Genomic DNA, 22,957 nt, shown 5'->3' with positions numbered 1-22,957 from the left:
GGAAACACCATGAGACCTTTGACGCCACGCCAAGCTGAAATATTAGAGCTAATTAAACGAAATATTGCCGATACTGGCATGCCACCCACTCGGGCAGAAATCGCAACCCGTTTAGGTTTTAAGAGCGCCAATGCGGCTGAAGAACATCTTAAAGCGTTGGCAAAAAAGGGCTGCATTGAGATCATGCCAGGCACATCTCGAGGCATTCGTCTGCCTGCGGAAATCGAAGATTTGACTGAAACAGGTTTACCGCTCATCGGCCAAGTGGCCGCAGGTGAACCTATCCTCGCCCAAGAACATGTTGAACAGTACTACCAAGTCGACCCAAGCATGTTCCATCCCGCCGCCGATTTTTTACTGCGAGTAAAGGGTGACAGCATGAAGAATATCGGCATTCTCGAAGGTGATTTGCTGGCAGTTCATAAAGTAGAACAAGCTAGAAATGGTCAAGTGGTTGTCGCTAGAGTCGATGACGATGTCACTGTTAAACGTTTCGAAAAAAAAGGTAATGTGGTCTATCTACATGCCGAAAATGAAGATTACTCCCCGATTAAAGTGGATTTAGGCTTCCAAAGTTTAACAATTGAAGGACTCGCCGTCGGTGTGATCCGTAATGGAGATTGGCTATGAATAAACTACTTGGCAATGCCCCCCGCCATCCGGGCTTGTGGCTCGATGAAGTCCGTGATGCCGACTATGACTGGCACCATGCGCCTATCGCCTGTATGCCAACTAAGACTCAAGGTCGCCAAGAATTAATTCATCTGAGTGCACAACTCGCTCAGTTAAGCCAACAGGGCCGTTGGTTAGTGCTCATCAACCCACCAAGTATTGGCTACAAGCAAATGCTTGCCAGCGCAGGTGTGCGTATGGATAGAGTCTTACTGGTTCATGCTAAAGATGAAGTCGAAACCCTGTGGGCGATGGAAAAAGCCCTGACAAGTGGTACGTCCAGTGCAGTCATTACTTGGACTCAATCATTAGATGCGCGGGATAATCGACGCCTACAAATCGTGGCTAAAAGTGCCCGAGCTATGGGCATAGTGCTTGAAGACGTAAACAGTCACTTACATGCCGACGTACGCATTGAGCAAGGCAATCTCTTCGGTCAGCAATCTTTTTTTAGCGCTGTACACTAAATATTCATTTAATTTTTTACCTTGAAAGCCGCCTCACCTATGAATGTGAGGCTTTTTTTTGGCAATTTTTCAGATAATTAGATAAATAAGTGATCTTGATCAATATTTAAACAGCAAGTATGGTTGGTTAAGTCGGTGATGATATATCACCTTCCGTGGTCAATGAATCGAGTATTTATCGAACTCGAAGCGCCACTAAAAATAGAGAACAGATTTATTTCAGCAGTATGTGCCAGCGTGGCTAATTACCAGCAGTAACAATACTTGATTAAAAGTAACAGCCGCCAACGCACGTTGAAGTCAAAAAAGCTTTTTTGGGAACTGAAGAGTTTGCATAGAGTTGAGACTTACTGTGTTGCTCTTCTTTGTAGTTGCTATTCGCAATTGGCAGAGGAGAAGTCTTGTGAAGCAATTGTTGTATTGTTTACTCGTGGTGCTTTTCGCACCACCGTTGACCGCCGCAGACATGCGGTTCAACATGACCCCTGGCGTGACCGAGATCAGTGGCAAGGTTTATCACTTGCACATGACCATCTTGTATATCTGCTGCGCAATAGGCCTAGTGGTCTTTGGCGTCATGATTTACGCCATGATCAACCACAGAAAATCCAAAGGCGCTGTCGCGTCCCACTTTCACGAAAGCACTAAAGTTGAAATCGCTTGGACGATTCTGCCATTTATCATTTTGATCTTAATGGCGATTCCAGCGACAAAAACTTTAATCGCAATGGAAGATCCCAGCAACGCCGATCTCACCGTAAAAGTCACGGGTTCCCAATGGAAATGGCATTACAGCTATTTCGATCAAGATATTGATTTTTATAGCATACTGACAACACCCAGAGCACAAATCGAAGGCACCGAAACCAAGGGTGAAAACTATCTATTGGAAGTCGATAAACCGCTCGTTCTACCGATAAACCGCAAAATCCGCTTTCTGATGACTTCAGAGGATGTCATCCATTCTTGGTGGGTGCCCGCCTTTGCAATTAAGAAAGATGCCAATCCAGGATTTATCAATGAGGCCTGGACTCGCATCGACAAACCCGGCATTTACCGTGGTCAATGCGCCGAGCTCTGCGGTAAAGACCATGGTTTTATGCCTATCGTAGTACAAGCGTTACCCGAAGCCGAGTTTGAGGCTTGGGTCACAGAGCAGAAACAAGCCGCAGGTGCTGCGGCTGAAGCCGCTCAAGCCGCTTTATCACAAACCCTAAGTAAAGAAGAGTTGATGACTCAAGGTGAACAAGTTTACCTCGGGCACTGCGCAGCCTGCCACCAGCCCAATGGCGAAGGGTTGCAAGGCGTATTTCCGCACCTTAAAGGTAGCCCGATTGCAACGGGACCACTCAGCGGTCACCTTGAAATTGTGCTCAACGGTAAAACGGGTACTGCCATGCAAGCGTTTAGTAAGCAATTGACCGCACAAGAAATCGCGGCAGTGACTACCTACGAGCGTAATGCTTGGGGCAATAATACTGGCGATGCAGTGCAAGCCAAAGACGTCAACGAGTACATGAACGGCAATTCTGCACAAACATCCGCCGCGGTACCAAGCAGTATAACCCCGACACCCGCGTCTGCAACAGACGTCTCAGCTGCAGTCGATCCCGCAAGCCTCCCCACACTCAGCCATGACGCCCTCATGGCCGAAGGTGAAACTGTCTACGCGACCTTCTGTGCTGCCTGCCATCAAGTGACAGGTGCAGGAATACCACCCGCCTTCCCCGCGCTAGTGGGTAGCGCTATCGCCATTGGACCAGTCGCCAATCACATCGATATTGTGATGCACGGTAAAACAGGCACGGCTATGCAGGCATTTGGCAAACAGCTTAGCCCACAACAACTTGCAGCAGTCATTACCTATGAACGCAATGCTTGGGGCAACAATACCGGCGATACAGTGCAACCTGCTGATATCGCAAGTCATGGACAGTAGGGGATAATGATGAGCACAACGACTCAAGATCAAACCGCAGCCCATGATGACCATCATCATGGTGCGCCAAAGGGCATCATGCGCTGGCTGCTAACCACCAACCATAAAGACATAGGTACTTTGTATTTATGGTTCAGCTTCATTATGTTCTTAACCGGTGGCGCTATGGCCATGGTGATCCGCGCTGAACTCTTTCAACCTGGATTACAATTGGTCGAGCCCAACTTTTTCAACCAAATGACAACTGTTCATGGGCTGATCATGGTATTCGGTGCGGTAATGCCAGCCTTTACAGGGCTCGCTAACTGGCTGATCCCTATGATGATAGGGGCGCCCGATATGGCGCTGCCACGGATGAATAACTGGAGTTTTTGGATACTCCCCTTCGCCTTCACTATCCTTCTCAGTTCGCTATTTATGGAAGGTGGCGGACCTAACTTTGGTTGGACCTTCTACGCACCACTATCAACAACTTATAGTCCAGATAGCACGGCGCTCTTTGTATTTTCTATTCACATCATGGGGATAAGTTCGATCATGGGCGCAATCAACGTGATTGTGACCATAGTGAATTTACGCGCGCCAGGCATGACATGGATGAAGTTACCATTGTTTGTGTGGACTTGGCTTATCACGGCATTCCTACTGATCGCGGTTATGCCCGTACTCGCTGGCGCAGTGACTATGGTGCTGACAGATAAGTTTTTCGGCACGAGTTTCTTCGATGCGGCTGGCGGCGGCGATCCTGTGATGTTCCAGCATATTTTCTGGTTCTTCGGCCACCCTGAAGTCTACATCATGATCTTGCCGTCCTTTGGCATCATCTCTGCCATAGTCCCAGCCTTCAGTCGTAAACCCTTATTTGGCTATGCATCCATGGTTTATGCTACGGCTAGTATTGCAATTCTGTCGTTCCTCGTGTGGGCGCACCATATGTTCACCACAGGTATGCCTGTGTTTGCCGAGCTGTTCTTCATGTATTGCACTATGTTGATTGCAGTGCCAACTGGAGTGAAAGTGTTTAACTGGGTTGCCACTATGTGGCGCGGCTCACTCAGTTTCGAAACGCCCATGCTGTTTGCTGTAGCCTTTATCATACTCTTCACTATTGGCGGTTTTTCGGGATTAATGCTCGCCATTACACCCGCCGACTTCCAGTACCACGATACTTATTTTGTTGTGGCACATTTCCATTATGTGCTCGTGACTGGTGCGATTTTCTCCATCATGGCAGCGGCCTATTACTGGCTACCTAAGTGGACGGGACACATGTACAACGAACGACTGGGACAATGGCATTTCTGGTGCTCGGTGATTTCAGTCAATGTGCTATTTTTCCCGATGCATTTCCTTGGGCTGGCAGGAATGCCAAGGCGTATCCCTGACTACTCGATTCAATTTGCCGATGTTAATCAAATCGTCTCGATTGGTGGGTTCGCCTTCGGCTTATCGCAATTGATTTTCTTAGTATTAGTAATTAAGTGCATCCGTGGCGGCGAAAAAGCCCCCGCTAAACCTTGGGAAGGTTCCGAGGGTTTAGAGTGGACATTGCCAAGCCCTGCACCTTACCACTCCTTCACGACACCACCTGAGGTGAAATGAAATGGCAACCCAACACCAGCAAGATAAACCTAAGTCAAATCGTAAACTTATCAGCATGTTAGTTATCGGCTGTATTGGAATGTTTGGCTTTGGATTCGCGCTGGTGCCGCTCTACGATGTGTTGTGCGAGCAACTCGGTATCAATGGAAAACCCTCCAATACCGCGAGTAGTTATCAAGCAATCACAGTAGATACAAGCCGAATAGTGACTGTAGAATTTATTTCTCAGGTACAAACAGGCATGCCATGGACATTTGCGCCACAAACCAAACGGCTCGAAGTTCACCCTGGCGAGCTAATCCATACGGCATTTTTGGCGCGCAATATGTCCGCTAAAGCAACTATTGGCCAAGCGATACCTTCAGTTTCGCCCGGCCAAGGTGCCGCTTATTTTAATAAAACAGAATGCTTTTGCTTTAATCAACAACCCTTAGCGGCGGACACTAGCGCTGAGCTGCCGCTCATTTTCTATGTGGATCCTCAGTTACCTGAGTCTATCCATACTCTGACCCTCTCTTACACTCTCTACGACATTACCGACAAGCAGTTAGCGTCTGCCATAGAGCAAGGAGCTGCAAAATGACAACGAAACATCAGTCTTACTACGTTCCATCCCAAAGTGTCTGGCCTATTGTAGGTGCCATTGGCTTGTTCTTAATCGCCTCTGGTGCAGGCCTTTTCGTGCAACAGTTAAAATCAGGTGCATCCGGTGGCGGTTATGTGCTGCTGGTTGGAATAGCTGTGATCCTATTCATGCTGGTAGGTTGGTTTAGAACCGTGATCCAAGAGTCGATGGCAGGGCTCTATTCTAGCCAAATGGATCGATCGTTTCGCCAAGGTATGAGCTGGTTTATTTTTTCGGAAGTCATGTTTTTCGGCGCTTTTTTCGGGGCACTATTTTATGCCCGCATGTTCGCAGTGCCTTGGCTCGGTGGCGCATCGAATAATGCCATGACCCACGAAGTACTCTGGCCTCAGTTTGAAGCTATTTGGCCGCTCATTACTACGCCAGATGGCACTAAAACCCAAGCTATGCCATGGACTGGACTGCCATTAATCAACACTATCGTACTGCTAACCTCCTCAGTTACCTTACATTTCGCCCATGTCAGCCTAGAAAAAGGTAAACGTTCTGCCATTACTCTCTGGCTTGGTATCACCATACTCTTGGGTATGGGTTTCCTTGCCTTACAGGCAGAAGAATATATGCATGCCTACCGGGAAATGGGACTCACCCTGACCTCTGGGATTTATGGCAACACCTTCTTCCTGTTAACTGGCTTTCACGGCATGCATGTCACACTGGGGACGCTCTTTTTATTCGTGTTGTTTTTCAGAGTGTTGAAGGGGCACTTTAGCGCAGATAAACATTTTGCGTTCCAAGCGGGGAGTTGGTATTGGCACTTTGTGGATGTGGTCTGGCTGTGTTTGTTTATTTTCGTTTACGTTCTCTAGTGCTTTAGTAAGGCGTGGGATTGGGGCTAATCAGCCCAGTCCCTAAGGCCACCAGCAATAACAGGATAACGAGCACGGAGAAAATCACTCGCCGACCAAGATAACGGCTCATAGGCACTTTTTCATCACCTTTCACCATAATAAACAAGGCGCGACCTAGATTAAAAATGATGAATAGCAACAGCAGAACTAAGACCAACTTAAAAATGAACAGGCTATTCATACAATATCCTCATGTTCTGCTGAATAAATTAACGGTTTTTCTACTGATATTGACTGTGGCTGTATTAACTATATTGGTCAAGTTGGGTTTATGGCAGTTAGCCCGTGGTGAAGATAAAACGACGCTTTTAGCCCAGATGGAAGCAAGGCAAGCTTTGCTGCCATTAAGTTTTGAGCAGCTCCAACTCAAGGTCGGCAAAGAAGGTGTGACTGGTTATCGACTGCAAGTACGCGCCACTCCCGCAAGCTCACAAATCTGGCTGCTGGATAATCAAATCTATCAAGGTCAAGTGGGATATTTAGCCTTTCAACCTCTGCAAGTAGAAGTTGAAAAACCTTGGTTGCTGGTCGAGTTAGGCTTTGTTGCCGCAGGCTCCCATCGGGATGAGTTACCCCACATCACTCCCCTAAGCGGGGCATTAAATATCGAAGGCAGGCTTTATCAAAAGCAAATCAATCCCTTGAGCCAAGCTTTAATGGCAGAAACAGGGGCAAGTATTCGCTTTCAAAATTTAAATATGCCCGAAATGGCTAAGGTATTAGGGCACCCAGTGTTACCTGTCGTGTTGCAACCAGAGCAATTACCTTCCCTCACATTGCCCCATCCTTGGCAACCTTTCCCACTGTCAGCACAAAAACATTGGGGCTATGCGTTGCAGTGGTTTTCGATGGCAGCCGTATTTGCAGGACTAATGCTGTGGCAAGGGATTAAATATGTAAAACGCCATAGCGCCCAAACAGTCGCAAACTCAAGGAGCAAATAGGGAAATTCGTACCATACTTAGCAAGACACTAATAAAACTAAATAAATATAAAACAATAAATTAGGGATAATTTGAATGAGAGGAGCAAGCATGAACTCCCAGAGCAAATCTAAACACAAAGCATTAGGGCTATTACTGCTGGCGTTTATTGCCCCCGTAGTGATTGCTAAGCTAGTGCTGAGCCTGAATTTATACCATGGCGGTGCCACCAATCATGGCGAGCTGATCAGTCCCGAAACCAGTTATGCCAGCCTTGGGGTTGAAAATTCTAATCCCAAAGAATGGCAACTACTGTATTTATTGCCCGCCAAATGCAACGATACTTGCCGCGAACGCCTGTATATTTTGCGCCAAAGCCACACAGCGTTAGGGCCAGATCAGGCGCGAGTAGAACCGCTCATCCTCACCCATCCCGACAGCGATCTTAACGCCTTAAGCGCCTTTCACTTCAACACTCGCCCCGCCAATGCAGACTTAAGCAAATGGTTAGATGAACAGCAGCTAATCATAGTCGATCCCTTAGGCAGCTTAGTCCTGCGCTACCCTCAAGTGCAGGGCAAAGAAGCGCATTTAGCTCAAGGCAAGGCGCTGATTGCGGATCTGCGTAAGTTGTTAAAACTGTCGAGGGTAGATTGATGCAGTTAACTTGGATCCTACGCTTAACATTAGTCTTTACCCTATTGGTGATTTTAATGGGCGCTTATACCCGCCTATCGGATGCAGGACTCGGCTGCCCCGATTGGCCAGGCTGCTACGGCCATATTAAAGTGCCCACCCAAGACCATGAAATCGCCCATGCGCAAACTATATTCCCAGATCACGATATCAATCCAGAGAAAGCTTGGCTGGAAATGATCCACAGATATATCGCAGGCGGACTTGGCTTACTGGTATTGTTCATCTTAATTTTGTGCTTAAAAACACCGGAAGCACCCAAAAAGTTGCCGGTCATCATAGTGCTGCTGATCCTCTTTCAAGGAGCGCTAGGCATGTGGACTGTGACCATGAAACTCATGCCAATAATTGTGATGTCGCATCTTATTGGTGGCTTTAGCCTAATCTCGCTGCTGTTACTCCTTTACCTGCGAACCCGACCTCGGCGTATATTTAATAGCGAAACCCATCCTCGACATCTCGCACCGTTAGCGTTGGTGAGCCTATTCGTCCTTGTGTGTCAGATTATGTTGGGCGCTTGGACATCATCGAATTACGCGGCGCTCGCCTGCACCTCTTTACCCATCTGTGAGGGAAATTGGGTAGATAACTTAGCAATAGCCGAGGCATTTTCACCGTTCCAAGGCCAACACCCTAGCTTCGAATTTGGGGTACTCGATTACCCTGCACGAATGACTATCCACGTAGCCCACAGAATTGGCGCTATCGTCACTGCCAGCTTGTTACTCGTGCTCGCCTACCGATTATTTGTGGGCGCTACGGGACTTAAGGCTTTAAGCCTTTTATTAGTGGGGCTAGTCATACTACAAGTGAGCTTAGGTATTTCTAACGTAGTGATGTATTTACCACTCGGTATTGCCGTGTCTCACAACGGTGGTGCGGCACTACTGCTAATGACCTTAGTCACAATCAACTATTTTTTATGGCGCAAAGCATAAGCGAGGGATCCAAGATGGCAAAACCACTCTCAATCACCAGTAGCCTGCCCACTTTCAGCGTAACATGGCGCGCCTATTTTGAAATGACCAAACCTAAAGTCGTCGCACTGATGCTGCTCACTGTCTTAGTAGGCATGTGTCTTGCTGTGCCCCATGCGGTCCCCGTTCAACCTTTAATCGCCGGTATGCTGGGTATTGCTATGATGGCAGGTTCAGCGGCGGCGTTGAATCATCTGATCGATCGCCGTATCGATGGCTTAATGGCACGCACCTACAATCGCCCGCTGCCTAAGGGACGCATTTCGGCCACGCGCGCGTTAATTTTCGCCGCTAGCTTAGGTAGTTTTGGCTTTATCGTCTTATATTCCTTAGTCAATCCACTCACAGCTTGGCTGACCTTTGCCAGCCTGATTGGCTATGCCTTGGTTTATACTGCCTATTTGAAACGCGCAACATCACAAAATATTGTGATCGGCGGCCTTGCGGGAGCCATGCCACCCCTGCTGGGATGGACGGCAGTGACGAACGAATTTCACGGCCATGCGTTATTGCTAGTGATCATCATTTTTACGTGGACGCCGCCACATTTTTGGGCACTGGCCATTCACAGACGCGCCGAATATGCCAAAGTAGATATTCCCATGCTACCAGTCACCCACGGTGTCGAATTTACGAAAACCTGCATCTTGCTCTACACAGTATTGCTGGCGATTGCTTGCCTGTTACCTGTGCTGGTTGGTATGTGTGGGCCTGTGTATTTCGTCAGCTCGAGTTTACTCAGTACGGGATTTATCTATAAAGCATGGCAACTTAAATATCGGGATCATGATGGCTTAGCGATGCAAGTGTTCCGCTTCTCTATCTACCATTTAATGTTGTTATTTATGGCATTACTGCTAGACCACTATTTGTGGAACTAGTGTATGGAATGAGTTTGTCGCGCTAACCTGTATTTATGGAGCGAATAATGCAGAAAAGAATTTTAGTCATCGCCATTTTGTTGTTCGGTCTTGGCGGCCTATTTGCGGTGAAATTTAATCCCCCAAAACCTATCGAGTTAGAGAGCGGTTTTCTGTTTCCACAGGCCTATGAATTAGCGCCCTTTGAATTGGTCGATCAACACAAGCAAGCTTTTACCAATGCCAGTTTGCAGGGAAAATGGAGCTTATTCTTTATCGGTTTTACCTTTTGTCCCGACATTTGCCCTACGACCTTAAATAAACTCGCGGCGGCTTATCCCGATCTAAACAAAATAGCGCCATTGCAGGTGGTGTTTTTATCCGTCGACCCCAAACGGGACACTCCGGATAAACTCCTGACCTATGTTAATTTTTTCAATCCAGAATTTAAAGCGGTAACGGGTGAACAAACGCAGATATTTCCCCTCACCCGCAGCTTAGGGCTGACCTATGCCATGGTAGGTGAAGGAGAGAATTACCAAGTCGACCATAGTGCGGGTTATGTATTGGTGTCGCCGCAGGGAACGCGAGTTGCGGTATTTAAACCTACGGCTGCGTTAGGCAAACCGCCGCAGGTATTAAATGATAAATTAATTAGCGATTTTGAAAAAATAGTGGCGCAATACAAACCTAGCCGCTGATCACTCTTTAACCCAAGAGCCATCGTCCTTTGGCCTCACCCAAGGCTGAGAAAACCAATAGTAGCCATTGCGCGCCTTACTCGGCGCTGTGCAGTTATAACGCGAGCGCCCCGCAGGCAAAGCTAAATCCGCTTGAACACTAAACTCGTTTTCATTGAGCCAAGTCGGCTGTTTTGAGCCTTGACCTTGGATGTAACACATCACTTGCTTAGCAGAGATATCACTCATATCGAGGGTCACTTTAAGCTCAGGACGCCAATGGCCACCCTTTAACTCAGGATCACTTGGGGTTTGTGCAATCACAGGCATATTTAAGCTGTATAACTTTGCCTTAAGGCTTTTTAGGTCAGCATATTGTCCAGCAACGGGGAAACGCGGCAGTGCCGTTAATGGCGAATAGGGCCCCGCGGCACCGGACTGTTGCCCAAAAGCGACAAAGCCGTTCTCAGTTAACATATCCTGCAACGCTTGATTGTACTCACCGTAGGGATACGCCAACATTTTAAAATTGTGCCCTGTGGCATCTGCAATCGCTGTTTCTGTATCTAAGATATTGGCTTTTATCCGCGCTAACCACTGCGCCTGTGATTCGTTTTCTAAGGCGCGGATCAAATGTTCGTGCGCCCAACTGTGATTAGCAATATCGGCGCCTTCCTTGGATAATGTGATGAGTTCATCCCAAGTCATCATCTCGGTAAACTTTTGTTTAATCGGCTCAATTGCCACAAACAAGGTGTAGGGGAATCCAAATTCCTTTAGGATAGGATGCGCCGTCGTCGCTATACTGCGATAACCATCATCGAAGGTAATTGCGATTGTTTTAGCGGGTAAATCTTGTTTTTGCTTGATCGCTTCAACCACTTTAGAAAGCGGGATCACCTTAAAGCCGTCATCGACGAGAAACTGCATTTGCTCACGAAATTGCGCGGGCGTAACGCTGGTTGCCGCCGGAGTGGTTTCTGACACATGGTGATATTGCAGAATGACCACGGCATGGGCAGAAAACGTCATTAGCCCTATGAGTGCCAACAGCACACGTTTAACCATAATGTGAACACCTCTGAAATTAATGAATACTGCTAAATCAACTTGGCTCGACCTCATGCTCAACGGCGCGAAAAATCGCCAGTTACTAGCGCTCGCCCTGCCGATGATACTCTCCAATATCACTATCCCGCTTTTGGGCTTAGTCGATACGGCTGTTATAGGTCATCTGAGTGAGGCCTATTATTTAGGGGGAGTCGCTGTCGGGTCAACGATTATCACATTAATCATTTGGTTATTGGGATTTTTGCGTATGGCGACGACAGGTTTAGTCGCGCAAGCCTTTGGTGCTGACGATCTTCACGCCCAGCACAAGCTCTTAGTCCAAGGCGCTATGCTAGCGATGTTATTGGGCGCAGGCGTTATCGCACTGCAAGTCCCGATATTGAATTTAGCGTTAGGATTATCCAAAGCGAGTAGCGAGGTCGAACGTTATTGCCGCGAGTATTTTCAGGTACGGATTTGGTCAACGCCCTTCGCCCTGCTCAATTTAGTGATGTTAGGTTGGCTCTTAGGGCGACAACAACCTAAAGCCGCCATGTGGCAGCTGATTTTAGCGAACCTTGCCAATATTATTCTCGATGTGGTGTTTGTCCTCGGCTTGGGCTGGGGCGTTAAAGGTGCTGCCCTCGCCTCAGTCTTTGCCGATATCACTGCTTTCTCAGTCGCACTCACTATGGTGTTACAACAACTCAAGCGTGCACCCGAGTTTCACTTATCCCACCTATTCCCCCATGTCACCCTGACTGGTTATGGCAAATTACTGAGGCTCAACACAGATATTTTTGTCCGTAGCCTCTGCTTGCAGGCAGCTTTTGCCTTTATGACATTCCATGGTGCAGGTCTAGGTGATAATACCGTTGCGGCCAATGCCGTGTTATTGAATTTACTGCTATTAATCTCCTACGCTCTAGATGGTATAGCCTATTATGCCGAGGCAGAAGTCGGCCGTGCCTATGGCCAAAAACAGGCGGAGCAATTACGGGAAGCAGTGATCTTAGCCTGGAGCTGGTCGGCCATTACTGCGTTAGGGTTCTGCGCTGTATTCAGTCTTTTGGGCAGTAATATTATCGCGTTATTGACCAGCATTAATGAGGTCAGAACCACAGCACAGACCTATCTTATTTGGCTGATATTTTTGCCTTTATGGTCTTTTAGCTCGTATTTATTCGACGGAGTCTACATAGGTGCCGCTAAAGGCAAAGTGATGCGCAATAGCATGATACTCGCCACCTTCGGTGCATTTTTCCCGACATGGTATTTGCTGCAGCAACTGTTATTGCCTGAGCAAGGTAACCACGCCCTTTGGGCCGCCATGAGTGTCTTTATGATCGCCAGAAGCCTAACACTTGCGGGGCACTATTATTTCAGCAAAAGCTTTTTGAATAAATAAATCTGTAAAGACAGTAGTTTACAAATCTCAAAATCACTATGATGTTGATTTTACAATTGTAACAAAGATGTGATTCTATAATGAAAAGGATTTTACCGCTGCTTTTCCTGTGGCTATGCAACCATGCCGTTGCCGACACAGCGCCACAATTACCCGTTGAAGCCTTTGCCAGCATCCCAGATGTGAGCTCTGTACAGCTCTCGCCTAACGGCAAAAAACTCGCATCGGTTGTACGGGTCGATCAAGCCAAACTCAAAGGTACTGTCGTTAGTATCCAAGATATAGAAACAGGCGAAAAAAGCATTCCGCTGCACACGGATAATCAAAAATTTGTCATCCTGTCTCTGCAGTGGGCAAACGATAATATCTTACTGATCAAAGTCAAGTTTCCGGGCAGTCGTTACGGTACACCTACACTCGAAACCCGTCTTGTTAAGTATAATTTGACGATGAAAAAGACTACTAGCGTACTTGATCCTAGAGTCTTTAATAAGTTTAATTGGATACCTCAAAATCAAGCACAAATCATTGATATTATGCAAGATGACCCAGAGAGCATCTTACTTTCCATAGATGGTTTGGGCGATAAGGTAGGTCAATACAGTATACTTAAAGTGAATCTAGAACAGGAAATATATAAGCCAATCCAAATAGCCAAAAAAAATATCATAGGCTGGATTACCGATAGACAACACAGGGCCCGTATTTCTATCTATAACGATGATACTGAGTACCGCATTTATGAACAGGCCGAGCAAAAGAGAGATTCACGTTTACTTTGGACCTTTAAAGCCTTTTCAGAAGACAGTGTTTGGCCATTAGGTTTTGATGCTGACCCCAATATTCTTTACGTTCGCACCTATCACCAAGGTTTCGAAGCCATATTTAAAGTCAATCTGACCGATCCTAAGCTCACAAAAGAATTGGTCTACGCCAATGAAAATACTGACGTTGAAGGTAATTTACTCTATTCGAAACTGAAGAAAAAAGTCATTGGTATCAGTGAAGGTGACGGCGAAGAATACACCTTTTGGGAAAAAGAATATGTGGGCCTACAAAATGGCCTAAAAGCCGTGTTACCCAACGCACACAACTATATTACTCAGTTCAGTGCCGATGAACGCCGCTACATAGTGTATTCCACTAGCTCGACCGAGCCCGGCACTTACTATTTTGGCGATAGGGACGAAAAAACGCTTTATCCCATCGCTAACCGATACGGCAGACTCAAGAGTGAACTCCTCGCCGATACCCAATATTTAACATATGAAGCAAGGGATAAGCTCAAAATCGATGCTTACCTAACGGTGCCAAAAGGGCTTGAAGCCAAGCAACTGCCGACGATTATTTTCCCCCATGGCGGCCCCATCAGTTACGACAGCAACGACTTCGACTACTGGGCACAGTTCTTCGCTAATCGTGGTTATGCGGTATTTCGAATGAATTTCAGGGGGTCGGCAGGTTACGGCTATGAGTTTATGAAGGCTGGCCTAAAAAGCTGGGGACTCGAAATGCAAAACGATGTTGAAGACGGGACTCGTTACCTAATAGCTCAAGGGATTAGCGATCCTAAACGCATTTGTATTGCCGGTGCGAGTTATGGTGGTTACGCGGCCTTAATGGGGGCTGCCATGACTCCCGATCTTTACCGTTGCGCCATCAGTGTGGCTGGTGTGACCGATGTGGCCTACCTAGTAAAATCAAGCCGCAGACATACCAACTATGAAGTAGTTAAAGAGCAAATAGGAGATGATCTCGATGCCCTCTATGAGCGCTCACCTATCAGTAAAGCAGATAAAATTAACATCCCAGTATTACTGCTACATGGCGATAAAGACAGAGTCGTTAAGGTTCAACATAGCCGAGAAATGTATGACGAGCTCAAATCACTGAATAAACCAGTGGAGTATATTGAGTTGGAAAATGGTGATCATTACCTGAGCAATAACGACAACAGACTCGCGACTTTTAAAGCCTTAGATAAGTTCTTAGCTGATAATCTCAACCCTAAGTTATAACTTAACAACTGCACTTAAAGCGAAAGCCAAATATAAAAAACGCGACTCAAGGTCGCGTTTTTCATTCAGCTTAACAAACAAGATTAAGCGTAAGAATGTTCACCGTGTTGGTGATCTGTCACGTCACGTACGCCAGTCAACTCACCGGGGAACATGTCTAGCAATTGTTTTTCGATACCATCCTTCAGGGTGATATCAACTTGAGAACAACCATTACATCCACCGCCGAACTGCAGTACGGCTACGCCCTCTTTGGTAATTTCAACCAGCATGATATTACCACCATGGCCAGCTAACTGAGGGTTGATTTCAGATTGGATCACGTATTCGATACGCTCGACTAAAGGTGCATCACCAGACACTTTACGCATTTTTGCGTTAGGTGCTTTGAGCGTGAGTTGTGAACCTAATTGGTCAGTCACAAAATCGATAGTGGCATCTTCAAGGAAAGGTGCACTCTTCTCATCGACCATAGCATTGAAGCCAGTGAACTCGATTTCAATATCATCACTTTCTACTGCATCCGGTGGACAATAAGACACACCACACTCGGCTTGCGAGGTTCCTGGACTGATCACAAATACGCGAATATGAGTGCCTTCAGGTTGATCTGCTAACAACTTAACAAAATGGGCTTGAGCCGCATCGGAAATGGTAATCATGAAAACCTGCTCCGTCAGGGGATACCTGAGTGTTTTAGTAAGAATTAGCCGTATGATACTCCGACTCACCTTCGCTTTGTAGTCCTTTGGATAGCAAGTTTATGGATTTTTGCCATAGCGATCACGATTTATTCATCATAAACAAGCTTTAAACGAATGTGTTGTACGCGAGTTAACAGCATCATTTACAAACAAAAGCGACCCAATTGGGTCGCTTTAAGCCAGACATAAAATACAAACTATTTAGCCGCTTCTTGTCCCGCGATACGACCAAAGACAATGATATCAGTGTAAGCATTACCACCGAGTCGATTGGTTCCATGGGTTAAACCAGTCACTTCACCCGCAGCAAACAAGCCCGGAATCACCTTTCCTTGTTCATCAAGTACACGAGTACGTGTATCAACCGCTAGTCCACCCATAGTATGGTGCACAGAAGGTGTCGCTTTTAAAATCCAATAAGGTCCTTTACTTAAATCAACCAATCCTGAGCGATGATTAAAGGCTTCATCCTTTCCTGTTGCGGCATAACGATTAACGTCTTTAATCGTTGATAACAGCTTATCTTCAGGAATATTAAAGACTTTAGCGGCTTCTTCTAGGGTGTCGACCTTATACATTAGCCCGTCTTTTGTGAATTCCTTCAGTTCACCTTGATGCATTTCAACAGTATGGGCAACATCTTCAATAGCTTGGTTCCAGAGAACATAAGTATAACGGCCTGGTTGGGCTAGAATGGCCTGTGAAATCACATCTCGGCGTTCCAATTCCTCAACAAAGCGCTCACCCTTCTGGTTGATTAACACCGCACCAAAGAAGCGAGAGTCAGCAATCAAGGCAATCGCACCCGAGGTTGGGCTACAAATGGGATATGACTGGATATATCCCATATTTTTAGCTGCTGCATGTATTTTTTCTGCCATCACAATACCGTCACCAGTACCACCTGAATGACCAGTGCTGCCATATCGTTCATCTAACTCTGGGTTATATTTTTTACGCATTTCCATGTTAGACGAGAAGCCACCCGTGGCAATCACAACACCGCGTTTTGCATAGTAGGTTACCGTTTTGCCATTATGAGTCGCTTCTACACCCACAATTCGGCCCGTTTGATCTTGAATTAACTTTTCAGCCTTAGTGTTGGTATGAATTGGTAAGCCCACTTCTTCAGCTTTAATAGAAAACTTGCTGATCACCTCTGCTCCGGTATGACCTTTAGGGATTAGCGCTCGTTTCACGCTGTGTCCACCAAACTGAAATAATTGATCTGGGTAAAATTCTACTTTGACGTAATCCCTTAACCACTCAGCTGCATCAACCGCATTATCGACCATGGTCTTAACCATTTCAGGGTCACCTTTGAAATCGCCGCCTTTTAGCGTGTCGCTAATAAACAGGTCTTTGCTATCGGTAACACCCATATTTTTTTGTACCCAACTACCGGCCACATTCATCTCAGCGCCAGAAATCAAAGAATTACCGCCGATAATAGGCATCTTTTCAATAATCACTGCACTTCGTCCCGCAGTCATAGCCTCTAAACCAGCACTGAAACCTGCACCACCCGAGCCAATAATCACCACATCATAGGTATATTCTGCTGGTGTTAATGCTTCATTTTTTTTAGCTGAAGCGACAGCAACTAACGTAACACCTGCGGCTTCAATACTTTTACCCACGGCTTCTTTAAGCGCTTTAGACGTTACGGTTGCGCCTGCAATACCGTCAACCTCGATAGAGTTATTATCAATAATCGCCTGTTTAACATCTTTAAATACGGCACCAGCAAGGACTTTATTTTCCTTTTGCTTTAGTACATCAATCGCCACAATGTGTCCGTCTTTGAATGTGGTTTCGACCTGCACTTCGCCATGCTTGCCTTGAGCGGTTCCCTGGCTTTTTACTATTTGATGGGTAACTTGGCAACCGACAATAATTGCTGTTGCCGTTGCAGCAATACCAATAATGGATTTTTTATAATGCATTACAATTCCCTTATTATTTTTGATAAAATTTAGAACAGCACCAAATTAAATGTGATTCTACTTATCAAAATTTCAACCTATTTGATAAACCGTTAAAACTGATAACCAACAGATATACCGTATTCAATCCCATCATTATATTGCGAACCCCAGCTATCATAATGGGTGATATATAACTTTGAAAATATTGAATCTGTGAGGCTTGTTTGTAATGTTGTAATTATCTGATGGCCATAGCTGTCATATGAAAATAATGCTTGATGCGCTGCATCCCTATCAATTTGTGCTTCATAATTCAAACTTAAACTATGTTTTAACCCTAGCAACTCAAATGGGTACTTTGCATTTAAAACCACGGCATAACCTGACAGATCATTAAACTTCTCTGATGTGGGGGAAAAGCTACCAATGGTATAATTTAAACCGACACCATAGTTTAGTGATAAATTTTGAATTTTTGCATTATGGGTAATACCTAAGTAAAGATTATCTTCAACTAGCGTTTCACTCGCAGAGATAAAGTTCTGAGTCCAGAAGTTGAACTGCGACTCTCCCAGCTTATTTTCAATTATCAATAATGACTTAATGGTAGTTTTACCATCAAGGTTCTTCTGATTTTCCGCGATTTCAGCAGGGTTTTCGAGCTTAAGATTAGCAAAGTAAGTACCCCAATCTGCAATTCCTAAATGATTCAACTTTACAAAAGGTTGATTAAAAACACCTGGGTTATCATTTTTTGCGTCACTAGTATAAAACTTATAACCTAAATCCACGCTCGTTTTATTCACATCAGCATATACTGAACCACTAAAAATAATTGCACTGACTAAAATAGATGCCACACTTTTTTTACACATAGAGTCCCTCTCAACCATGTATTCTAGGAAGTATTTTAAAATACTTATCGACCAGTAAACTTTATATAATAAAGTTACTACGAATAGCATGATGACTATGTGATCTAAGCCCAACGGCGCTTTTGCATTTTAAAAGTGTGTGGTTTAATGCAGTAAATCTATAGTTCTCATTCTTTAGTTATTAGATATTACCAGCCTAGCTGTAAATAAATTATTTGCAGATGAGCTAGTAAAAGTCCAACCCAGTTGATTAGCGAGACGTTTCACCAGTAAAAGCCCTAAACCAAATCCATGACGGCCCTTACTATTGTAGGAATTGGTTATTTCTATACAACAAGCATCTTGAGTAATGCGAATATCCATCCCACCATGCTCAATACTATTCCTTAATAAATTGCTTAATATTATTTTTAGCGGATGAAGCTGAACTGGCAAGCAAGTATCGTCACACAATAATTGAATTTTTTGCTCATAACCATGTGCCCGTTGCTGCTCCTCGATAATACTGGCAAGTAAAGGCGATAATGCTACGTTTTCCTTTTCTAGGTTTGAACACTCTTTATTAGTTAACCATAGTAGGGTTTCAATGAGTGACTTCATTTGATTGGTCGCTTGGGAAGCATACAGAGTTGCCCCCGTAAGCTCACCTTGTTGTAATGCGAGGATTTCAAATGAAGATTGGCATATGGCGACTGGCGTACGTAACTCATGGCTAGCAAAGCGTAAAAAATTGAGTTCTCGCTGCTGAGCCTCCTGAAGTTGTAAAATCGAGTTATCTAAAGCATCAACAATTGCCTTTAATTCAGCATATTCTTGTTCTGGTAAACTCAGTTTTCCTCCTCCTTCCCAATCATGTTGTTTAATCGCATGACTAATTTGATGAACAGGCGTAATCACTTTACTTTGCATATAAAACGCTAAGCTTGCACTGGCACAAAAGGTTATCAAGACAAGCAGCAAGATCGCCGTCATATTTTTAGGGGCAAATTGCAAATCATGGGTAACACTAAACTGCAGCCAAACGTATAGCGGCTGGCCAGTTTGGGTGTAGTACACACTTAACGCGTTAACAATGGGACCTTCTGCATGCTCATAGTGAATTGTGCTCGCATCAGTTAAGACTTCATTGTTACTTAACTCACGAATTTGCAGCGGAATATCTCGCCAATGAGGATAGACAGTTAAGTTATCGGTTTTTAGAAGTGGTTGATGAAGTAATGATTGCTGAGTTGGCTCCGCCAGCTTCAGTAATGCTTCGGCCGCTTGCCCTGCATTGTGCATTGTGACCTCATGCATAGAAATCATACCTGCACACATCATGCAAAGCGGGATAAAACTATTCACGCCTAAGGTTATTAATAGAAAAATAACTCCCCACACTTGATAGCTACGCTTGAGGCTAAGTTTAGGCGCTTGCATTGATATCATCTCTAAGGCTTAAACCAACGCCACGAATCGTATGTAATATTTGCCGTTCAAAGGGGCGATCGATCACTCGACGTAAAAGATGAATATGGCTGCGCAAGCTGTCACTATCAGGTACGCTGTCGGGCCAAAGCATTCGCTCAATCTCTTCTCTACTCACCGTTTCTGGACTACGCCTAGCTAATAAAGCCAGGATCTGCCATCCGGTTTTAGACAAAGCCAGCTGTTGCCCTTGCCGATACACCATGTGGTTTGCAAAATCGATTTCTAGGTCGCCAATAGTCAACCTTTGGGGCGCGGGACGACGCTGAGCAACCACCTTCAATCGCGCGACCAGTTCCTCCATTGCAAATGGTTTTACTAAATAATCGTCCGCGCCCACAGCAAACCCACTCAAGCGATCATTCAGACTACTACGTGCAGTTAACATGATTACTGGTGAAGTAATGCACTGTGCTTTCCAGCGTTCACACGCTTCAATCCCATCACCATCCGGCAAATTTAGATCGAGAATAATAGCGTCGAACTGCTGCTGACTAATGAGCATATCCGCTTGTGCCAGGTTGAAAGCGTAATCACACTCTATACCACTCAATTCAAGATATTGAATGATGTTGTTAGAAAGAAGTCGATTATCTTCAACCAGTAATATCAACATTTTTAAATCAACTCATATTGATGGGCTAAATGGATTAAATTTGCTCTATTTGTAGCCCCAAATTTCTTACGCATGGATTCCATATGATATTCAACTCCTCTGACACTTATCGGGAGCTGAGTTGAAATTTCGTCGTTTTGAAGACCGTTTGCGACCATAAGCAGGATATCTCTCGCATTATCTTTAAGCAGAGAGCTTTGTAGAAATGGATTGAACAATTGTTTATTACATTCAAAAAGCTTGTTTTGAGCTTCCTTTAAAGTGTCTGCCAATCCCTCTAACACCACCTCCGAAGCACTAAGATGGCTAAGTAGTATAAACCGGCCTGTCCAATGACGATTAGAGTGGCATGAGATGGGCCAGCTCAAAACACTTTGAATATTATGCTTACTAAACAATAGGCTGGTCTTATCATTTTTTTCACTCGTGAATCTATACATATAAGATTTTGAAGTATCCAATGAAAAACCAAAATTGAAATCATGGGAGGCTATCTGATTTAAATAAAAACGCTGTAATTCAGCCATAACAGGGGAAGAAGCTATGCTGGCGATAGGTTTTCTTAGTGCCGTAGGAGAGAACAGATTGGTATCTTTTGGAAAGTGATAATTTTCATACGCACAATGTGGAACTCCTTGAAACCAGAAACCACAAAAACCATGTAGCTTCAAAGAGTAGTTTATCGCCTGAATAATGTCCTTCAGCGTTGATGCCGTATCTGCATTTGATCGCGCCAGTTTAGCGTCCATAAATACCCTCCAAACGAAATAACATAGAAAGGTATCTCAATACAAAAAATAAACAAAACCCATTGATACAGATACTTACATCTTGTCGCAAAATTAAAACTTATTCATTTTTACGCAGTATTTTTGACATAATTTTGACATACACAAAGATATAATGGAGCAATGCTTTTAACCTTTTTAAATATCATCCAACAAGCCTGGCGCCTCTGCCCTTGCCAAACACCATACTTGAACATGCACATAACGCGCTTCGAATAAGCGAGCAATTTCAGAGACTGTAGTGCCGGTGGTCACCACATCATCCACCAATGCAACACGCTGGAACGCAAAATCATCCGCTAACATAAAGGCATCATGTAAGTTGCGTCGTCGCTGTGCACCCGAAAGCCCCGCCTGCGATCGAGTGTCTCGTTGGCGCGTTAACCCTTCGCTCGCTAACGGCAGTTGCAAGAGCTGTGATAACTCATGGGCAATTAACCACGCCTGATTAAATCCCCGTTGTTGTAAGCGTTTTGGATGCAATGGGACTGGCACTATCGCTTGAGGCAGCAAGATTAATCCTTGCTGTTCTAATACCTTAAGTCGTGCCACTAAGGCGCGACACAGCACGGGCAAAGCGGCAAGTTGACCTTGATATTTAATCGCACCAACCCAAGCCCCCAAACCTTGATGATAACTACAAGGTGCAATGACTTTACGTGGCTGGCGCTTTTGGCATTCACCGCAATAATCGACTTCTATTTGCATCGACTTACCGCAACCTAAGCAAATAGGCCCATGATATAAGCCAGATTGAAGACAAACGGCGCAAATGCCAGTCTCGGGAAGTAATATAGATTGGTGGCACAGCAGGCAACGGTTAGGTAAACTGCCCGCCAACCACCTTGTACCGAGTTGATAGCCTAAACGCATTATCCGCAAAGCAGATTGCGGCCAAATCCTTTTGACAAAGTGCGGCATACATTCACCTAATCCATTTTTGAGGCACTCAAGTGAGCCAAGTGACATCCACAAACCAAGCAAATTTGCATATTGAAATCAGCGGCCAAGGGCCAGATCTGGTGATGCTTCACGGTTGGGGAGTGAATAGCGCTGTGTTTACGCCATTACATGAGTCACTGTCTCAGTATAGGGTGCACTATGTAGACTTGCCGGGCTTTGGCCATAGCCAAATGGTTGAAGGTGGCCTATCAACCTGGGTAGATACCTTAGTCGCTGCATTGCCTGAACACGCTATTTGGGCCGGCTGGTCACTCGGTGGACTCGTTGCGACTCAGGCAGCGTTAAGTTATCCACAAAAAATCAAAGGCTTGATTACTATTGCATCATCCCCTTGCTTTATGGCAAGGGAAGACGAAGCATGGCCGGGCATTCCGCCACAAGTCCTTCATCAATTTAGAGAACAACTCGGCCAAAATTTACCTAAAACTATAGAGAGATTTCTGGCGATTCAAGCCATGGGTAGCGAAACCGCCAAGGAAGACATCAAACAACTACGCGATCTTGTCCTCGCACGTCCTTTACCCAATACCAGAGCCTTAACTCAAGGCCTAAATATGCTGACCGACGTCGACTTAAGGCAGCAACTGATAGAGTTGCAACAACCTTGGCTAAGGATCTGGGGCCGACTCGACGGGCTAGTGCCCAAACGCGTACCACCTAAAATGCCCATCACAGCTCAAAGTGAAGATGTGATGCTCGCCAAAGCTTCTCACGCGCCCTTTATTTCCCATCAACAGGAGTTTTTGCAGGTATTTATGCCTTGGTTAGCGTTACAGACACGTTAACGCTTTATCTTTGAGCGATTAATGACTAGTATTTAACCATTA

Annotated in this window: 23 protein-coding genes; 14 read left to right on the top strand and 9 right to left on the bottom strand. The window is 45.2% G+C overall.

Annotated elements, in window-relative coordinates:
* Positions 1 to 9: 9 nt before the first annotated feature.
* The 6 genes from lexA (at position 10) to L5M49_RS15245 (ending at position 6,135) form a co-directional block, all read left to right on the top strand.
* Positions 10 to 630: a transcriptional repressor LexA gene (gene lexA / locus L5M49_RS15270; RefSeq protein ID WP_105250639.1), complete on the top strand. Its 621-nt coding sequence runs from the start codon at positions 10 to 12 to the stop codon at positions 628 to 630.
* Positions 627 to 1,139 carry a cell division inhibitor SulA gene (locus tag L5M49_RS15265; RefSeq protein ID WP_131524817.1) on the top strand — a complete coding sequence of 171 codons (513 nt, stop codon included), beginning with the start codon at positions 627 to 629 and terminating at the stop codon, positions 1,137 to 1,139. The genes lexA and L5M49_RS15265 overlap by 4 nt, the downstream gene beginning before the upstream one ends.
* 403 nt (positions 1,140 to 1,542) lie before the next feature.
* Positions 1,543 to 3,078 (top strand): cytochrome c oxidase subunit II, encoded by a 1,536-nt coding sequence (gene coxB / locus L5M49_RS15260; protein WP_263208718.1) that lies wholly within the window; start codon positions 1,543 to 1,545, stop codon positions 3,076 to 3,078.
* A 9-nt stretch (positions 3,079 to 3,087) separates the two neighbouring features.
* Positions 3,088 to 4,680 (top strand): cytochrome c oxidase subunit I, encoded by a 1,593-nt coding sequence (gene ctaD, locus L5M49_RS15255; RefSeq protein WP_105250642.1) that lies wholly within the window; start codon positions 3,088 to 3,090, stop codon positions 4,678 to 4,680.
* 1 nt (position 4,681) lies between these two features.
* Entirely contained in the window at positions 4,682 to 5,263 is a 582-nt protein-coding gene (locus L5M49_RS15250) for a cytochrome c oxidase assembly protein (RefSeq protein WP_105250643.1), read from the top strand.
* Complete coding sequence (locus L5M49_RS15245) at positions 5,260 to 6,135, top strand: cytochrome c oxidase subunit 3 (RefSeq protein ID WP_105250644.1); 876 nt, start codon at positions 5,260 to 5,262, stop codon at positions 6,133 to 6,135. The genes L5M49_RS15250 and L5M49_RS15245 overlap by 4 nt, the downstream gene beginning before the upstream one ends.
* 4 nt (positions 6,136 to 6,139) lie before the next feature.
* On the opposite strand, the gene L5M49_RS15240 is transcribed toward L5M49_RS15245, so the two are convergent.
* Complete coding sequence (locus L5M49_RS15240) at positions 6,140 to 6,358, bottom strand: DUF2909 family protein (RefSeq protein ID WP_105250645.1); 219 nt, start codon at positions 6,356 to 6,358, stop codon at positions 6,140 to 6,142.
* On the opposite strand from L5M49_RS15240, the gene L5M49_RS15235 reads away from it, so the two are divergent.
* From L5M49_RS15235 to L5M49_RS15215, 5 genes are all read left to right on the top strand, one after another.
* A complete protein-coding gene (locus tag L5M49_RS15235; RefSeq protein WP_263208776.1) occupies positions 6,357 to 7,121 on the top strand; it encodes an SURF1 family protein in 765 nt (254 codons plus the stop codon). The genes L5M49_RS15240 and L5M49_RS15235 overlap by 2 nt on opposite strands.
* Before the next feature lie 90 nt (positions 7,122 to 7,211).
* Positions 7,212 to 7,757, top strand: a complete 546-nt coding sequence (locus L5M49_RS15230) for a hypothetical protein (protein WP_263208716.1) — start codon at positions 7,212 to 7,214, stop codon at positions 7,755 to 7,757.
* Positions 7,757 to 8,734 carry a COX15/CtaA family protein gene (locus L5M49_RS15225; RefSeq protein ID WP_263208714.1) on the top strand — a complete coding sequence of 326 codons (978 nt, stop codon included), beginning with the start codon at positions 7,757 to 7,759 and terminating at the stop codon, positions 8,732 to 8,734. Before L5M49_RS15230 ends, L5M49_RS15225 begins: the two co-directional genes overlap by 1 nt.
* Positions 8,735 to 8,748: 14 nt before the next feature.
* Positions 8,749 to 9,654: a heme o synthase gene (gene cyoE, locus L5M49_RS15220; RefSeq protein ID WP_173248226.1), complete on the top strand. Its 906-nt coding sequence runs from the start codon at positions 8,749 to 8,751 to the stop codon at positions 9,652 to 9,654.
* 47 nt (positions 9,655 to 9,701) lie between these two features.
* A complete protein-coding gene (locus tag L5M49_RS15215; protein WP_263196373.1) occupies positions 9,702 to 10,334 on the top strand; it encodes an SCO family protein in 633 nt (210 codons plus the stop codon).
* Here the strand turns inward: L5M49_RS15215 and L5M49_RS15210 are convergent, their stop codons facing one another.
* Positions 10,335 to 11,381: a polysaccharide deacetylase family protein gene (locus L5M49_RS15210; RefSeq protein ID WP_263208713.1), complete on the bottom strand. Its 1,047-nt coding sequence runs from the start codon at positions 11,379 to 11,381 to the stop codon at positions 10,335 to 10,337.
* A gap of 22 nt (positions 11,382 to 11,403) precedes the next feature.
* On the opposite strand from L5M49_RS15210, the gene L5M49_RS15205 reads away from it, so the two are divergent.
* Positions 11,404 to 12,771 (top strand): MATE family efflux transporter, encoded by a 1,368-nt coding sequence (locus L5M49_RS15205; protein WP_263208712.1) that lies wholly within the window; start codon positions 11,404 to 11,406, stop codon positions 12,769 to 12,771.
* Between the two features lie 80 nt (positions 12,772 to 12,851).
* Positions 12,852 to 14,789, top strand: a complete 1,938-nt coding sequence (locus L5M49_RS15200; protein WP_263266363.1) for an alpha/beta hydrolase family protein — start codon at positions 12,852 to 12,854, stop codon at positions 14,787 to 14,789.
* Between the two features lie 83 nt (positions 14,790 to 14,872).
* Here the strand turns inward: L5M49_RS15200 and nfuA are convergent, their stop codons facing one another.
* The 7 genes from nfuA to L5M49_RS15165 form a co-directional block, all read right to left on the bottom strand.
* Entirely contained in the window at positions 14,873 to 15,451 is a 579-nt protein-coding gene (gene nfuA, locus L5M49_RS15195; protein WP_006079591.1) for a Fe-S biogenesis protein NfuA, read from the bottom strand.
* 239 nt (positions 15,452 to 15,690) lie between these two features.
* The gene (gene urdA, locus L5M49_RS15190) at positions 15,691 to 17,439 is read right to left on the bottom strand and encodes a urocanate reductase (RefSeq protein WP_263208710.1); all 1,749 of its coding nucleotides are present in this window, start codon (positions 17,437 to 17,439) and stop codon (positions 15,691 to 15,693) included.
* A 92-nt stretch (positions 17,440 to 17,531) separates the two neighbouring features.
* Positions 17,532 to 18,296 (bottom strand): outer membrane protein OmpK, encoded by a 765-nt coding sequence (locus L5M49_RS15185; protein WP_263204135.1) that lies wholly within the window; start codon positions 18,294 to 18,296, stop codon positions 17,532 to 17,534.
* A 174-nt stretch (positions 18,297 to 18,470) separates the two neighbouring features.
* The gene (locus L5M49_RS15180) at positions 18,471 to 19,715 is read right to left on the bottom strand and encodes a sensor histidine kinase (RefSeq protein WP_263204134.1); all 1,245 of its coding nucleotides are present in this window, start codon (positions 19,713 to 19,715) and stop codon (positions 18,471 to 18,473) included.
* Positions 19,702 to 20,379 carry a response regulator transcription factor gene (locus L5M49_RS15175; RefSeq protein ID WP_113940244.1) on the bottom strand — a complete coding sequence of 226 codons (678 nt, stop codon included), beginning with the start codon at positions 20,377 to 20,379 and terminating at the stop codon, positions 19,702 to 19,704. The genes L5M49_RS15180 and L5M49_RS15175 overlap by 14 nt, the downstream gene beginning before the upstream one ends.
* Before the next feature lie 2 nt (positions 20,380 to 20,381).
* Entirely contained in the window at positions 20,382 to 21,128 is a 747-nt protein-coding gene (locus tag L5M49_RS15170) for a helix-turn-helix transcriptional regulator (RefSeq protein WP_263208709.1), read from the bottom strand.
* A gap of 177 nt (positions 21,129 to 21,305) precedes the next feature.
* On the bottom strand, positions 21,306 to 22,088 hold the full coding sequence (locus L5M49_RS15165) for a ComF family protein (RefSeq protein WP_263208708.1): 783 nt from the start codon (positions 22,086 to 22,088) through the stop codon (positions 21,306 to 21,308).
* 32 nt (positions 22,089 to 22,120) lie between these two features.
* Here L5M49_RS15165 and bioH point away from each other — a divergent pair, with 32 nt between their 5' ends.
* Positions 22,121 to 22,915 carry a pimeloyl-ACP methyl ester esterase BioH gene (gene bioH / locus L5M49_RS15160; RefSeq protein WP_263208707.1) on the top strand — a complete coding sequence of 265 codons (795 nt, stop codon included), beginning with the start codon at positions 22,121 to 22,123 and terminating at the stop codon, positions 22,913 to 22,915.
* Positions 22,916 to 22,957: the final 42 nt, after the last annotated feature.

The sequence above is a fragment of the Shewanella sp. SM74 genome (genome assembly GCF_025653725.1).
GTDB lineage: Bacteria > Pseudomonadota > Gammaproteobacteria > Enterobacterales > Shewanellaceae > Shewanella > Shewanella oncorhynchi.
The sequence above is the reverse complement of the archived record's forward strand: the minus strand, read 5'-3'. Positions and strand labels throughout refer to the sequence as shown.

Coding starts and splice junctions, on each gene's coding strand:
- lexA (WP_105250639.1), top strand. CDS start 10: ATGAGACCTTTGACGCCACGCCAAGCTGAAATATTAGAGCTAATTAAA.
- L5M49_RS15265 (WP_131524817.1), top strand. CDS start 627: ATGAATAAACTACTTGGCAATGCCCCCCGCCATCCGGGCTTGTGGCTC.
- ctaD (WP_105250642.1), top strand. CDS start 3,088: ATGAGCACAACGACTCAAGATCAAACCGCAGCCCATGATGACCATCAT.
- L5M49_RS15250 (WP_105250643.1), top strand. CDS start 4,682: ATGGCAACCCAACACCAGCAAGATAAACCTAAGTCAAATCGTAAACTT.
- L5M49_RS15245 (WP_105250644.1), top strand. CDS start 5,260: ATGACAACGAAACATCAGTCTTACTACGTTCCATCCCAAAGTGTCTGG.
- L5M49_RS15240 (WP_105250645.1), bottom strand. CDS start 6,358: ATGAATAGCCTGTTCATTTTTAAGTTGGTCTTAGTTCTGCTGTTGCTA.
- L5M49_RS15230 (WP_263208716.1), top strand. CDS start 7,212: ATGAACTCCCAGAGCAAATCTAAACACAAAGCATTAGGGCTATTACTG.
- L5M49_RS15225 (WP_263208714.1), top strand. CDS start 7,757: ATGCAGTTAACTTGGATCCTACGCTTAACATTAGTCTTTACCCTATTG.
- cyoE (WP_173248226.1), top strand. CDS start 8,749: ATGGCAAAACCACTCTCAATCACCAGTAGCCTGCCCACTTTCAGCGTA.
- L5M49_RS15215 (WP_263196373.1), top strand. CDS start 9,702: ATGCAGAAAAGAATTTTAGTCATCGCCATTTTGTTGTTCGGTCTTGGC.
- L5M49_RS15210 (WP_263208713.1), bottom strand. CDS start 11,381: ATGGTTAAACGTGTGCTGTTGGCACTCATAGGGCTAATGACGTTTTCT.
- L5M49_RS15205 (WP_263208712.1), top strand. CDS start 11,404: ATGAATACTGCTAAATCAACTTGGCTCGACCTCATGCTCAACGGCGCG.
- L5M49_RS15200 (WP_263266363.1), top strand. CDS start 12,852: ATGAAAAGGATTTTACCGCTGCTTTTCCTGTGGCTATGCAACCATGCC.
- nfuA (WP_006079591.1), bottom strand. CDS start 15,451: ATGATTACCATTTCCGATGCGGCTCAAGCCCATTTTGTTAAGTTGTTA.
- urdA (WP_263208710.1), bottom strand. CDS start 17,439: ATGCATTATAAAAAATCCATTATTGGTATTGCTGCAACGGCAACAGCA.
- L5M49_RS15185 (WP_263204135.1), bottom strand. CDS start 18,296: ATGTGTAAAAAAAGTGTGGCATCTATTTTAGTCAGTGCAATTATTTTT.
- L5M49_RS15180 (WP_263204134.1), bottom strand. CDS start 19,715: ATGCAAGCGCCTAAACTTAGCCTCAAGCGTAGCTATCAAGTGTGGGGA.
- L5M49_RS15175 (WP_113940244.1), bottom strand. CDS start 20,379: ATGTTGATATTACTGGTTGAAGATAATCGACTTCTTTCTAACAACATC.
- L5M49_RS15170 (WP_263208709.1), bottom strand. CDS start 21,128: ATGGACGCTAAACTGGCGCGATCAAATGCAGATACGGCATCAACGCTG.
- L5M49_RS15165 (WP_263208708.1), bottom strand. CDS start 22,088: ATGCCGCACTTTGTCAAAAGGATTTGGCCGCAATCTGCTTTGCGGATA.